Genomic DNA, 13,289 nt, shown 5'->3' with positions numbered 1-13,289 from the left:
TGGGCTCGTGTCAGCGCCACCAGGTGTCGCCGGGGGTGACCGGGAGGTTCCGCTTGTGCTGTGTGGCGAGGTAGCGCGATTCGATGCGCCCCGCGACGTCGGGATCGACCTCGCGCCCTTCGAGGAAGTCGTCGATCTGCTCGTATGTCAGGCCGAGCTCGTCTTCGTCGGCACGCCCCGGCTGACCGTCGAGCAGGTCGGCGGTAGGCACCTTGTAGGCGAGCCGATCGGGCGCGCCGAGCAGCAGGAGCAGCGACCGCCCCTGCCGTTTGCTGAGACCCGACAGCGGAAGGATGTCTGCGGCGCCGTCGCCGAACTTCGTGTAGAAGCCCGTCACGGCCTCAGCCGCATGGTCGGTGCCGATCACGAGCAGACCGTCGTGCCCCGCCAGCGCGTACTGCGTCACCATGCGCACGCGTGCCTTGATGTTGCCGCGGTTGAAATCGCTGATGTCGCTCGTGACGGCGAACTCGATGTCCTCCTCGACTCCGTCGACGCCGTTCTGGATGTTCACCTCGACCGAGGAGTCCGGTGCGATGAACTCGAGCGCCGCTTCGGCGTCGGCGGCGTCCTTCTGCACGCGATACGGCAGGCGAACCGCAAGGAACTTCGCTTCTCCGCCTTCGGCGCGCACGCGCTCGACCGCGAGCTGCGCCAGACGGCCGGCGAGGGTCGAGTCCTGGCCGCCCGAGATGCCGAGCACGAAGCCCTTCGCACCGGTGACGCGCAGGTAGTCGACGAGGAAGCCCACGCGGCGCTCCACCTCGACCTCTGGGTCGATCTCGGGCTTCACACCGAGCGCTTCAGAGATCTGCTGTTGCAGTGTCATGTCTTCCTCCGGTCTACCCGACGCCAGTATCCTCCCCCAGTGTTACATCGAGATGACGTCGGTCGCACGCGCTCGGCTTCGCGGCGATGGATCCACCTGGCAGGATGGCGGGGTGAAACTTCTCGTCGCAGCCATGGCATCCGAACTCGCAGCGTTCCCGGACGAGCTCGAGGGATTCGACCAGCTCGTCACCGGCGAGGGCAAGATGCAGGCGGTGTTCGCCCTCACCCGCGCGCTCGACGCCAAGGAGTACTCCGAGGTGGTGGTCGTCGGGACCGCCGGCGGCATCGACCCTGACCTCGACGCGACCGTGCACGAGATCGGCAGCGCGCTGCAGCACGATGTGTTCGACCTCGACGGCGTCGCAGGGCAGCACGTGTCGCTCCCCGCGCGCGTGTCCACCGGCCGCGAGGGCGTGCTGATCGCGACCGGCGACAGCTTCGTCGGAGATGCCGGCATCACCGCCGTCATCCGCCCCTCGGGTGCCGGTCTGGTCGACATGGAGACCTACGCGTACATCTGGGTCGCGCAGCAGTTCGGAGTGCCGATCCGCGCGTTCCGCGCGATCTCGGACCGGGCCGAGGACGGCGCGCTCGTCGACTTCCGCGAGGCGATCGCACGGTGCAGCGTGCAGCTGCGCGACGTGATCCGTCGGGAGTACGGCGTCTGAGAACGGCCTCCGGGGCGCTGTCGTGCCAACGCACTCTGTCATTCCCACGCACTCTGTCGTCGGCGGAGCGGCGAACATACGGCGGGAGTCTCAGCGAGCTTCGATGACGCTCGGCCCTTCCGGAGTCGCGCGCACGCGGAGCTGAGCAGGAATCTGCTCCTGCATCGCCTCTACATGGCTGATCACACCCACGGTGCGCCCGCCCTGTCTGAGCTCGTCGAGCGTGCGCATGGCCACGTCGAGGGTGTCTGCATCGAGGGATCCGAATCCCTCATCGATGAACAGGGTGTCGAGGCGGATGCCGCCCGCGCGCGCAGTGACGACCTCGGCGAGGCCGAGCGCGAGGGCGAGCGAGCTCAGGAACGTCTCTCCTCCTGACAGCGACTGCGCAGGGCGAGTCTGTCCGGTGAAGGCGTCGAACACGACGATTCCCAGGCCCGATGCTGCTCCGCGGGCGGCGAGTGCGTCGGAGTGGCGCAGTTGGTAGCGCCCCGTCGACATGTCGCCGAGCCGGCGATTGGCCGCATCGACGATCTCTTCGAGCTCGGCGGCCAGGACGAACGTCTCGAGCGTCATCTTGCGAGTGTTCGCCCCTCGCCCGGCGATGGTGTCGGCGAGGCTGCGGAGCACCTCGTAGTCGGCCGCTTCGGCTGCGGTGCGCGCATGCTCTGCGGCCGCGGCCTCGATGATCGCACTCAGTTGCTCGGCCACACCGGTCGCACGCCCTGCCTCATCGACCGCGGCGGACCAGCGCTGCCGGGCGGTGAGCGACGCCAGCTCCGCGGGGCCGAGATCGATCGTCTCTTCCGGAAGCGTGCGCAGTTCGAGCGGCAGGAGGATCGCGCGCTCCTTCTCCTTCTGGACCGTGTGCTCCGTGACGCGGATCTCGAGCGCCGTCTGCGCGGCTGCAGAGCGGAGCGCCAGCTCGACCGCCGCGACTCCGTCGAATTCGGATGCTTCGAGCGCCGCATCCAGCTCGGTCTGCGCAGCTGCCGCCGCCTCGCTTCTGCGCGCTCGTTCGGAGGCCGCCTCGATCAGCGCCTGAGCATCCTGCACCTCGGCGAGAACCGCCGTGAGCCGGTCGGACACAGAGCCGTATGGCCCTCGCGCTTCGGCGATCGTCTTTCGTGTCTCGTCGATCCGCTGAGACACGAGCGCGTGCTCTTCTCGCGCCGCGGCCAGCGCGGCTGCATCGCGTTCGCGGTCGCCGTCGAGACGCCGAATTCGTTCGATCAGGGCGTCACGCTGCTGTTCGATCGCCGCCTGTCGCTCTGACGCCTCCGTGCTCTGCGCGTGCGCGGTGGTCGCGTCGGTCAGCTCTGCGACGGCCGCATCGACATCTCGACCGTCGGCGCGGGTTGTCGCAGCGGCAAGGTCGGCGCGAAGCGAAGAAGCCGACTCTGCAGCTTCCCGCTCACGTCGCGCGAGGACATCGCGGGCGGCTTCGGCCTCGTCGACGTCATCCGCCGAGACCGGGTCAGCGTGCACAGCAGGAGCCGGATGCTCGTGCGATCCGCACACCGGACATGCCTCGCCATCGTTCAACGACCGCGCCAGCTCGCCCGCGAATCCGTCGAGTCGCCGCTGCCTGAGCTGTGCGAGGGCGGTCTGTGCACCGGCGAGTGCCGTGCTCGCCTCCGCGAGTGCGCGGGCAGCGTCGGCGTGGGCTGCCCCGAGGCGCACTGCCTCGAGCGCCGCCGCGTGCCGCACGGAGGCTGCGTCTCGAGCGGCGGCGAGGTCCTGCACGCGATCAGCGAGCTGCCTGGCCGCGTCACGCGCGACGGTGAGCTGGTCGAGCTGGGCGGGGAGCTCACGCCTATCGGCCTCTGCCGCCTCGATGCGCTCTGCGACCGTTGCCACGGCATCGGAGGCCGTTGCGAGCTCGGCATCGAGCGTCGAGGCTGTCCGTTCCAGCTCTGCCGCTCGCTGCCACGCCCCGGTCTGCCTGGTGCGCTCGGCGACCCAGTCTGCAAGGTCGTCCACGACGATGTCGCGCGCCGCCCACGCCGCGCGTGCTCGCGTCTCGGCGTCGGTCGCCACGTCGAGGGCCGAGGCCGCGGTCGCCGCGGTGGCGATCGGAGCTCGCAGCAGCTCTGCCGCCCTGGCATCGCGCAGTTCCCTGCGCGCGTCCACGATCAGGGGTTCTTCGGCCTCGAGACGATCGAGCGCCGCTCGCGCCCGATCCCGCTCGATCTGCGCCCGCTGTTCATCGCGCACGATCGTGAGCGCGGCATCTGCGGCATCCGACTGCTTCTCCGCCTCGGCCCGCTCCGCTGCACGACGCTCGGCCTGGTAATCGGCACGAGCCTTCGCACGGCGCAGACCCTCGAGGCGTTCGTCGGTGGTCGCCGCGAGGGGCTGATCTTCGGCCTCACTCCTCTCGCCTGTCTGGGCCTCGCTGTCGTGGCCGAGGTCGGCGCTGTCGACCAGCCTCTGCGCTTCGTCGAGGCGAGCCGACACCGTGGCGAGTCGCGCTCCCAGCGACTGCTCCGCCGCCCTGCGTCGCTCGTCGAACCGCGCCTGCACGTCTTCGAATCGCTCGGTGCCGAACAGCCGCCTCAACAGCGCCTGCCGCTCTCTGCTGCCCGCGAGCAGGAACTCCGAGAATCGGTTCTGCGCGAGCAGGATGACCTGCAGGAACTGCTCGCGACTGAGCTGCAGGATCTCGTCGAGCTCGTGCGCCGCCTCGCGTTCCTTCGCAGCGAGACCGATCCATTCGCCGCCGACCATCGTGTCGAGCTGGACAGCCGCCGACTGTATCGTCATACCGCCGCCACGCTTCTTGGGGCGCTCGTAATCGGGCGACCGTCTGACGCGGTATCGACCGGCCGGCGTACTGAACTCGACCACGACCTCGGTGACGTCGTCGGGCTCGCAGTGATCGCTGCGCAGCCGCTTCTCACCGCCCTCGTACCGCGGGACCCCGCCGTAGAGACCGAAGCAGACGGCGTCGAGGATGCTCGACTTGCCCGCACCCGTGCGCCCGGCGATCAGGAAGATCCCGTCGTCGGCGAACGCGTCGAAGTCGACGGTCTGCCGCTCGCGGAACGGGCCGAATCCTTCGACCTCGAGTCGGTGCAGCTGCATCAGAGCCCCTTCTTCGCTGTCGGAGCATGGTCGAGTTGACGCGACACCGGATGAGATCGAGTCATCGCGGGGCGGGATCGAGTCGTCAAGAGACTAGATGAGCGCTTCGGCGCGGACACGGTCGTCGAGGACTTCGCGGATCAGCTCGCCCTCACGCTCCGTCGGGCCATGGCCCGAACGCACGTGCTCGAGGAAGGCCTCGATGCGCTCGGGGTCGGTGACGGCACCGCGCAGTCTCTCGACGTACGAGCGCTCGAGCACCTCGGACGTCTCGGAGGGCTGGTGCTGCACCATCGCGCAGTGCGGGTACCGCTCGCGTAGCCTGCGCATGGGCTCGGTCTGAGCGAGCGCATCGGTGTACACAGCGCACACCCAGTCGTCGGCGTGCGCGGCGACGTTCTCGGCTGACAGGATCTCGTCGAGGGTGCCGGTCAGCGTGACGAGGCGGCGCGGCACCGGCAGCTCGAGCCAGTCGACCGATGCGAGCCCTGTCGCATCGAGTTCGACCAACCACGACCCTCGAGGCTTGTTCTGCTCGCCGAAGCTGTAGTGCAGCGGAGCACCCGAATAGCGCACGCGCTCGCTGATCTGCTGGCGCCCGTGGATGTGGCCGAGCGCGACGTAGTCGGGACCGTCGAAGACGGAGAGCGGCACGACGTCGAGACCGCCCTGGCGAACCTCGCGTTCGAGTCCGATCGTGGCGTCGACTCCGGCCGAGAAGCAGTGGGCGATCGCGACCGACCGACCGGGGTGCTCGGCCATGCCCGCGCGGACCAGATCCATCGCGTGAGCGAGGGTCTGCGCCTGCGTGCGCAGGTCGACGCCGCTCCAGTGTTGACGGACGATCGCCGGCTCGAGGTACGGGATGCCGTAGAACTGCACCGGACCGTCCGCATCCTTGAGCGTCACCGGGGTGCCGATCGCGAGGGGATCGGTAAGAACGTGGATTCCGTCGCGCAGCAGACGTGCTTGGAATCCGAGGCGAGCGGCGGAGTCGTGGTTGCCGCTCGTGACGATCACCCGGGCGCCCGTCTCATGCAGCGCGACCAGAGCATCGCCGAGCAGTGTGTATGCGGCGCCCGCCGGAGTCGCGGAATCGAAGACGTCACCCGCGACGATGACGACGTCGACTGCGTTCTCCCGAACCTGCACAGTCAGCGCTCCGAGCACCTCGGCCAGCGCGTCCATGGTCGAGTTGCCATGGAAGGTGCGGCCGATGTGCCAGTCGGAGGTGTGCAGGATTCGCATACTCACACGGTACGAAGAGCCACCGACATTCGGTCCGAGGCGTGCCGCGGCGTCCGTTCCTGACCGTCGATCTCATCGGATCCGGCGGGGAACGGACGCCGCGCGCATCAATGGGCGCCGACCGCCATTCCCGGATGCGTCGGCATCAGCTCGTCCTTCGTGCCGCGCACCATGACGGCGGCGATCACGGCGGCTGCGACCATGAGGATCGACGCGACGATGAAGATCCAGCCGTACGCGTCGGTGAGCTGCCAGTCAGAGAGCTCCGCCTGCGGGCGGCCGCCGACGGATGCCGCGTACACCGCGGTGAACACCGACAGGCCGATCGACCCGCCGATCTGCATCGAGGAGTTGGCGACGGCCGATGCGACGCCCGCATCGTGCGGGGCGACCCCCGTCAGCGCGAGGTTCTGCAGCGGGATGAAGACGAAGCCCATTCCGACTCCGAGGAGCACGAGCGCCGGGGCGATCTGCACGATGTACGCCCCGTCCGGGGTGATTCCCGACAGCAGGAAGAGGCCGGCCGCAGCGATCAACGGACCCACGATGAGCATCGGACGCGGGCCGATCACGGTGAGGAGCTTCGTCGCGATGGGGGCGATGATCATCGTGGCGATCGGGAGCGGAAGCGTCGCGGCCCCCGCCGGGAGCGCACCCATGCCGAGCACGAACTGGAGGTGGAAGGTCAGATAGAGCGTCGCGCCGATCATGATCGCTCCTGCGACTCCCTGGATCAGGAACGCACCGCCGCGCACGCGGTCCGCCACCACACGCAGCGGCAGCAGCGGCTGCGCGACCCGACTCTCGATCCACACGAACACGCCGAGCAGCACCACTCCGAGCGCGAGGAACGTGATCGTCAGAGGGTCGCCCCAGCCGTTCTCCGCGAGGCTGAATCCGTAGACGAGAGCTCCGAGACCCAGGGTCACGGTGATCGCACCCCAGACGTCGTACCGGTTGTCGCCCTCGGCGCGGCTCTCGGTGAGGAAGAGCGCGCCGCCGACGAGACCGACGACGACGAAGAAGAGGTTGACCAGCAGACACCAGCGCCAGTCGGTGAACTCGGTGAGGAATCCGCCCAGCAGGAGGCCGATCGCAGCTCCGGTTCCGGCGACCGTTCCGAAGACCGCGAACGCCTTGTTGCGCTCGCGTCCGGACGGGAAGGTGACGGTCAGCAGAGCGAGCGCCGCCGGGGCGAGGAGTGCCGCGAAGACGCCCTGCAGACCGCGCGCGAGGACGAGCTCCCATCCCTGCTGTGCAAGTCCGCCGAAGAGGGATGCCGCGCCGAACCCGACCATGCCGATCATGAAGGTGCGCTTGCGGCCGAGATAGTCGGCGATGCGACCGCCGAGCAGCAGCAGCGCGCCGAACGCGAGGGCGTAGGCGGTGACGACCCACTGGCGCTGGCCGTCGCTGAGGCCGAGATCGGCCTGGGCTCGCGGGAGGGCGATGCTGACGATGGTGCCGTCGAGGACGACGATCAGCTGGGTGAGAGAGATGACGGCGAGCGCCCACCACTTGGTCTGGGGGCGGGCGCGCAAGGACGATGACATGGAAGAACCTCCGGTGTCGGGGACGATGCCGGAGGTTTCGAGCCTCGGACCAGCGCGCTCAGAGCGTCTGACCACCTCAGCCGACGGGGCTGAGCAGAGGATCCATATTACCCGACGTGGGGTCATGCGAGTGCGGAAGGTCCCCTGACCCACCCTCGTCACGATGATCGGCACGTGGTGATGCGACATGCGCGATGCGCGGTCACATGTGCGGGGTGCGGGGCTGCGCGATGCGAATCTGGGCTGCCCTCCGCCCGACATGTGCCGGAATTGCCCCTCCGGCTGGGGGTGTGCCCGCCTCGTCGTGACTACCGACTTCCGCTCGCTACTCCTTCAGGTCGTGCAGCCAGTTCGCCTGCTGGATCCGATTGTCGAGTTCGCGCAGGTCCTGCGCGACGGCGTCCGCGCGCGAGCGCAGGGCAGCCACGGGGAGCGCGGAGATCTGCCGCAGCTCAGATCTCATCTGTCGGAGGAACTGGTCGTTCGCCCCGGATGCCGCGGCGGCGGCATCCGCCAGCAGCGAGTGCTGCAGACGGAGCACGTCGCGGGCGGCGAGCGCATCCGTCATCGTTCCGTCCGCACCCAGGTCGAGCCGGGAGTTGGTCGCGTTGATCCGCCGGATCAGATCGCGCAGCTGCGCGAGTGCGGCATCGGCCTCGACAAGGAGGGCCGCTGCGTCCTCTGCCGGCTCCTCCCCCTCCTGATACCTGGCATTCGCCGTGATGCGCGCGCGAAGCTGCTCGATGCGACGCTGCAGATCGGCGCGGGCGGTGAGGGCCTCTGCGAGTTTCATTCCTTCATCCTGTCGGGACGTGACGTGTAACAGAGCGTCACACGGCCCGGCCTCAACGCGACCGCAGCAGAGAGGCGTGCTCGGGGTGCGCGGAGAACCAGTCGGAGACGTACCAGCACACGGCGTCGACCTTGCGATCGCCCCGCGATTCGATGTCGGCGACGGCACCCTCGACGACCGTGCCCGCATAGCCCTTCCCGCGGAAAGTCGGGATGGTGAACGCTCTCGTGAGGGCGATCGTGTGTCCGTCGTCTCGGTAGTCGAGCACGCTCACCAGCTGCCCGTCGCGCATCAGCGTGTACCGCGATGCGTCCTTCTCGTCGGTGAGGATGAAGCCGGATGCGAGGGTCGAGGTGGTCACCCGACCACGTTACGCCCGACTCCCCCACCGACGGCCGTTTTGACACGCACGGACTTCTTCCGACATAATCCCCCCATGACTACCAACGCAAGCCCTTTGTCCGCCCAGGAGGCGAACAGGACTGCCGGGATGATGATGCCCGGTCGCGTTGGCATGTGTTGCCGAATGTGTCGCTGAACGAACAGCCACTCCGTCTGACCTGACTTCTCGCGATCTGCGAGGTACAGGTCTTCGAGCATCCACCCTTTGCTCGCTCTTCCGGCTCGCCCGGTCATTCATGCAACGCATCAGAGCCCGTCTCCCGGCTCACGTCCTGAGGACTTCATCATCATGTCGAACATCGCACTTCTCGAGCGTCCCGCCGCCTCCGCCGCTGTCCGCACCGCTCCGTCGGCGCCCACGACCGGTCCGCTCGACGCAGATCTTCCCGCAGTCCGCTCGCCCCGCGGTTTCGCCCTCTACGTCGGTCTCGACGAGATCAAGGCGGCCGAAGCAGGGGTCAGCCTCCCGCTACTCGTCGACGCCCTGCGCCGCACCCTCGCCGAGCTCGCGCCCGGCGCCGAGACGCACGCCACCGTCGCCCTCGCCCCGCACGGATCGGGCGGCCGCGACCTCGATGTCGTCCGTCTGGCGCTGCACGAGCCCGGCGCGATCGCTCGCACCAAGGCCGCGGCCGAGGAGGAGACCACCGACGAAGAGGGCGGCGTCGTCGTCGACATCTCGCGCAAGCGGGTGCTGATCGATGGTGAGTCCGCTGCCTTCACCTACAAGGAGTTCGAGCTGCTGCAGTACCTGGTGCTCCGCGAGGGACGCACGATCGAGCGGAGCGAGCTCGTCTCCGCACTGTGGCAGTCACAGGACGACGAGACCCCGGGTGAGCGCACCATCGACGTGCACGTGCGACGACTGCGCGCCAAGCTCGGCCGCTACGAGGACATCGTCCGCACTGTCCGCGGAATCGGCTACCGCTTCGACCGTCACGCCGACGTCGTCATCCGCTACGGCCACGGAACCCCTTCACCCGACCGCTTCTGATCCGAGTGTCAGGCCCGCCACGTATGGTGGGCGCATGACCCTGACCGCGGATGCCGGAGCCGCTGACGCAGCACCGCAGAGCCCGCCGCGGACGACTGTGTACCGTCCGGCCGTGCCTGTCGATCTGCGCGCCACGGTGGGTATGCTTCGCCGTGGCCCCGGCGACCCGACCATGGTCTTCGACGGCCCGGTGATCTGGCGCACACTGCGCACACCGCTGGGGCCTGCGACACTCGCCCTCCGAGTGCACGGCGACGAGATCAGGGCGACCGCGTGGGGCACCGGAGCGGATCCCGCGCTCGACACCGTGCCGTCGCTCTGCGGCGCCGACGACGATCCTTCGGGTTTCGACCCGTCCCCTCATCCGTTCATCGCCGAGGTGGCCCGCCGCACGCGCGGATTGCGCCTGGCCCGCACAGGTGTCGTCTTCGATGCTCTCGCCTGCGCCATCATCGAGCAGAAGGTCACCGGGCTCGAGGCGTTCCGCGCCTGGCGTCTGCTCGTCACGAAATTCGGCGAGCGCGCACCAGGGCCGACGCCGAGACCGATGTACACCGCTCCGACTGCGGAGCAGTGGCGTCGCATACCCTCCTGGGACTGGCACCGCGTCGCCGTGCAGCCGCCGCAGTCGAAGACGATCGTGCGAGTGGCCGAGCGTGCAGAGAGCATCTCCCGCGCCCTCCTGGCGGCCTCCACCGGCGATGATCGCGACCGCGTGCTGACGAGCTTCCCCGGGATCGGCCCGTGGACGTCGGCGGAGACCCGCATCCGCGCGCTCGGCGACCCGGATGCGGTGAGCGTCGGCGACTACCACCTCGCCCACGAGGTCGGCTACGCGCTCACCGGCCATCGCACCGACGACGACGGGATGCTCGAGCTCCTCGAACCGTGGGCCGGGCACCGCCAACGGGTGATCCGACTGATCTTCGCGAGCCGGGTGAGCGAACCCCGCCGCGGACCCCGGCTGTCCCCCGAAGACCACCGCGGTCGCTGACCCGCGCGTCGGACGAGGATCGCCTCTAGGCTGAACCCATGTCCCGCACCGCGCTCCGCTTCTCCGTCACCGCCGGGCTCCTCATCCTCGGGGTCGTGATCGGCCTGATCTTCCAGAACGTCTGGCTCGGCATCCTCCTGGCGGCCATCGTCTGGCTGGGCTGGTTCATCGGCTACGAATCCCGCCGGGGCCGCAACGAAGGCGTCAACGACGAGGACCACGGCATCGAGCTCTGAGCGACCTCAGCAGTACACGATCAGTGGGCCGGAGGGCCCTCGACCATCTGCACCGCGTGCTCCATGTCGAGGTCGTCGAGGGGCTCGTCGAGCAGGACGAACCCGGTGTCCTGCACGAGCACCATGGCGACGCACCGAGTCCTCTGAGCCGTCGGGGGTCGATCTGCGAGACTCGGCGCATGGCACTTGTCGATCACCTGGGTATCACCGTCGGCGACCTCGAGCAAGGGCGGGCGCAGTTCGACCCGGTACTGACGGCGCTCGGGTACGAGTTCGGGAGCGAGGCCGAGGGCGGGATCTCCTGGCACCACGGCGACGAGACCGAAATCATCATCTTCGCCCCGCGGGACGAGGACACCGGCCCGCACGTGCACGGACGCGTCGGATGGCAGCACCTCGCGTTCGCGGTCGACTCCCGCGACGAGGTCGACCGTCTGCACGCGGTCGCCGTCGCCGCGGGGTGGACTGTGGTGCGCGAACCCAGGATCTTCGAGCGGTTCAGCGAGAACTACTACGCCTCGTTCGTCGAGGACGCGAGCGGCGTCCGCGTCGAGTTCATGCACAACCTGCCTCGCGCCTCCTGATGGTTCGCCTGTCGGATGCCTTCTGCACACCAGGCGCATAACGCGAAATATCCCCGTGCCACGGGATGACGGTATACAGCGACGTCGATCTCGATGCGCGTCTGGAACGATGCCAGGATGACACGGTGCACCTCATGAACGACGCTCAGATCTGGACGATGATCGGTTCGTTCACTGCGCTCATGCTCGGGTTGCTGACGGTCGTATCGACCCTGTTCATCCGTGTCGTCCGCGCCGAGATCGGCGGACTCCGCGGCGAGATCGGCGGGCTCCGCGGGGAGATGAATGCCCAGATCGGCGGACTCCGCAACGAGATGAACGCCCGCTTCGACACCGTGAACGCCCGCATCGACGGGCTCGACCGCGACATGCAGGCCGTGGTCAAGCGCTCGTTCGGCCTCGACCGCGACTGACGTCAGACCACGGGGGCGGCGACCGCCTCGGCATCCGTCCGATCGGTGAAGGCCTCTTTCGGGACGAACACGAGGATCGCGGCCGCCACGAGTGCGGTGACACCGCAGACCACCCAGACGGTGATGTACCCGGCGAACGATCCGGCGGTGCCCTCGACCGCGCCGCTCACGCCGTTCAGCAGCGCGATGCCGAAGATGCACGAGGCGATCGCCCCACCCACGGTCTTGACCGAGTTCGTCAGTCCCGTCGCGACACCCGTCTGCGTGGCGGGAGCGGCGGAGGCCGCTGCCGCCGGAAGCGCAGCGACGAGCGCCCCGGATCCGAGTCCGACGACGACCATGTTCGTCACGACCTGCAGGTACGAGTCGTGGAACGGCAGGAACAGCAGGAACCCGATGCCCACGAGCAGGGATGCGCCCATGAGCGTGATCCGCGGGGTGAGGAGCCGTGCGATCACGGGGAACAGAAGGGCACCGGCGATCATCGCGATCAGGTACAGGCCGATGATCAGGGAGGTCGCGAAACCGGTGGTTCCGAGTCCGTAGCCGTACACGCCGGGGTCGGTGCGAGCGAAGGTCGACAGCGGTGCCTGGGCACCCAAGACGCTCACACCGAAAAGGCCGGCGGTCAGGAACACCGGGCCGAGCGCCGGGGAGCGGAACATGCGCACATCGATGACCGGGTCGTCGCAGCGGAGCTCCCAGAGCACGAACGGGATCACGAGCAGGAGACCGAGGACGACGACGGCCCACGACCACGGGTTGACCAGCCCGCCCTCGAGACGCAGCAGGCTCAGTCCACCGGTGAAGCAGATGAGCGCCATCGAGATCAGCACCACACCGACCGTGTCGAACACGCCGCCGGTCGGGTCTGGCGACTCCTTCACCCCGAACAGGATCACGAAGAAGCAGACGACGATCAGGACGGCGGGAATCAGGAGCACGACCGTCAGAGGCAGCACGTCGATGAGCGCTCCGCCGACGAGCGCACCGATGATCGCGCCACCCTCGAGTGCCGCGACGAGAAGCCCTGCGGCCTTGGCGGTGATCGACGAGCGCCCCTCCATGCGACGGGAGCGCGACCAGATCAGGGCGATCTCGAGTGGCAGCCATACGACGTAGAACCCCATCAGCGTCCAGCCGATCAGGAACACGGGGAACGAGTCGGTGAACGGCAGGACGAGCGCCGCCGCGGCGGTCAGCGCGGTCGAGATCAACAGCATCCGCTTGTGGCCGACCATGTCGCCGAGCTTCGCGAAAGCCGGCACGACGAGCGCCGAGAGCATGAGCTGTGTTCCCTCGAGCCAATTGACATCGGCGTCGTGGATGCCGAGGTGCCGCGCTATGTCGGTGAGCATGGGCGTGTAGTAGCCCTGCAGGACGCCGCTGGTGAATTCGACGAAGGCCAGGAAACCGACGACGGTGGCGAGGGTTCCCAGAGTCCGACTGCGCGTCATCGCGACTCCTCGGTGAAGGGGCTGAGTCG

General features: G+C 68.5%; 13 protein-coding genes and 1 pseudogene. 6 read left to right on the top strand and 8 right to left on the bottom strand.

Going from position 1 to position 13,289, the window contains the following annotated elements; genetic code table 11:
- Positions 1–10: 10 nt before the first annotated feature.
- Complete coding sequence (gene nadE, locus MRBLWH13_RS01565) at positions 11–829, bottom strand: ammonia-dependent NAD(+) synthetase (RefSeq protein ID WP_341956595.1); 819 nt, start codon at positions 827–829, stop codon at positions 11–13.
- Positions 830–941: 112 nt separating this feature from the next.
- Here nadE and MRBLWH13_RS01560 point away from each other — a divergent pair, with 112 nt between their 5' ends.
- Positions 942–1,499, top strand: a complete 558-nt coding sequence (locus tag MRBLWH13_RS01560) for a nucleoside phosphorylase (protein ID WP_341956594.1) — start codon at positions 942–944, stop codon at positions 1,497–1,499.
- A 90-nt stretch (positions 1,500–1,589) separates the two neighbouring features.
- Here the strand turns inward: MRBLWH13_RS01560 and MRBLWH13_RS01555 are convergent, their stop codons facing one another.
- The 5 genes from MRBLWH13_RS01555 to MRBLWH13_RS01535 form a co-directional block, all read right to left on the bottom strand.
- Positions 1,590–4,586, bottom strand: coding sequence for an SMC family ATPase (locus tag MRBLWH13_RS01555; RefSeq protein ID WP_341956593.1), 2,997 nt, complete (start codon positions 4,584–4,586; stop codon positions 1,590–1,592).
- Positions 4,587–4,679: 93 nt separating this feature from the next.
- Complete coding sequence (locus MRBLWH13_RS01550; RefSeq protein ID WP_341956592.1) at positions 4,680–5,834, bottom strand: exonuclease SbcCD subunit D; 1,155 nt, start codon at positions 5,832–5,834, stop codon at positions 4,680–4,682.
- A 107-nt stretch (positions 5,835–5,941) separates the two neighbouring features.
- Positions 5,942–7,387, bottom strand: coding sequence for an MFS transporter (locus MRBLWH13_RS01545; RefSeq protein ID WP_341956591.1), 1,446 nt, complete (start codon positions 7,385–7,387; stop codon positions 5,942–5,944).
- A 325-nt stretch (positions 7,388–7,712) separates the two neighbouring features.
- Positions 7,713–8,180, bottom strand: a complete 468-nt coding sequence (locus MRBLWH13_RS01540; RefSeq protein ID WP_341956590.1) for a DIP1984 family protein — start codon at positions 8,178–8,180, stop codon at positions 7,713–7,715.
- A gap of 52 nt (positions 8,181–8,232) precedes the next feature.
- The gene (locus MRBLWH13_RS01535; protein WP_311244996.1) at positions 8,233–8,472 is read right to left on the bottom strand and encodes a GNAT family N-acetyltransferase; all 240 of its coding nucleotides are present in this window, start codon (positions 8,470–8,472) and stop codon (positions 8,233–8,235) included.
- A 399-nt stretch (positions 8,473–8,871) separates the two neighbouring features.
- Here MRBLWH13_RS01535 and MRBLWH13_RS01530 point away from each other — a divergent pair, with 399 nt between their 5' ends.
- Genes MRBLWH13_RS01530 through MRBLWH13_RS01520 form a run of 3 tightly spaced genes read left to right on the top strand, consistent with a single transcriptional unit; the run spans position 8,872 to position 10,806 of the window.
- Positions 8,872–9,576, top strand: coding sequence for a winged helix-turn-helix domain-containing protein (locus MRBLWH13_RS01530; protein WP_341956589.1), 705 nt, complete (start codon positions 8,872–8,874; stop codon positions 9,574–9,576).
- A gap of 34 nt (positions 9,577–9,610) precedes the next feature.
- On the top strand, positions 9,611–10,570 hold the full coding sequence (locus MRBLWH13_RS01525) for a DNA-3-methyladenine glycosylase 2 family protein (protein WP_341956588.1): 960 nt from the start codon (positions 9,611–9,613) through the stop codon (positions 10,568–10,570).
- Between the two features lie 38 nt (positions 10,571–10,608).
- On the top strand, positions 10,609–10,806 hold the full coding sequence (locus MRBLWH13_RS01520; protein WP_056309485.1) for a hypothetical protein: 198 nt from the start codon (positions 10,609–10,611) through the stop codon (positions 10,804–10,806).
- Between the two features lie 38 nt (positions 10,807–10,844).
- Here the strand turns inward: MRBLWH13_RS01520 and MRBLWH13_RS01515 are convergent.
- Positions 10,845–10,952 (bottom strand): annotated as a pseudogene (locus MRBLWH13_RS01515) (iron ABC transporter ATP-binding protein); the annotation flags it as partial.
- Positions 10,953–10,985: 33 nt separating this feature from the next.
- Between MRBLWH13_RS01515 and MRBLWH13_RS01510 the strand changes: the two are divergent.
- On the top strand, positions 10,986–11,390 hold the full coding sequence (locus MRBLWH13_RS01510) for a VOC family protein (protein WP_341956587.1): 405 nt from the start codon (positions 10,986–10,988) through the stop codon (positions 11,388–11,390).
- Positions 11,391–11,524: 134 nt separating this feature from the next.
- Complete coding sequence (locus MRBLWH13_RS01505) at positions 11,525–11,803, top strand: hypothetical protein (protein WP_341956586.1); 279 nt, start codon at positions 11,525–11,527, stop codon at positions 11,801–11,803.
- A 2-nt stretch (positions 11,804–11,805) separates the two neighbouring features.
- Here the strand turns inward: MRBLWH13_RS01505 and MRBLWH13_RS01500 are convergent, their stop codons facing one another.
- A complete protein-coding gene (locus MRBLWH13_RS01500) occupies positions 11,806–13,260 on the bottom strand; it encodes an MFS transporter (RefSeq protein ID WP_341956585.1) in 1,455 nt (484 codons plus the stop codon).
- Between the last annotated feature and the right edge of the window lie 29 nt (positions 13,261–13,289).

The sequence above is a fragment of the Microbacterium sp. LWH13-1.2 genome (assembly GCF_038397735.1).
In the GTDB taxonomy this organism is placed as follows: domain Bacteria; phylum Actinomycetota; class Actinomycetes; order Actinomycetales; family Microbacteriaceae; genus Microbacterium.
This window is presented reverse-complemented; position numbering and strand designations above follow the sequence as displayed.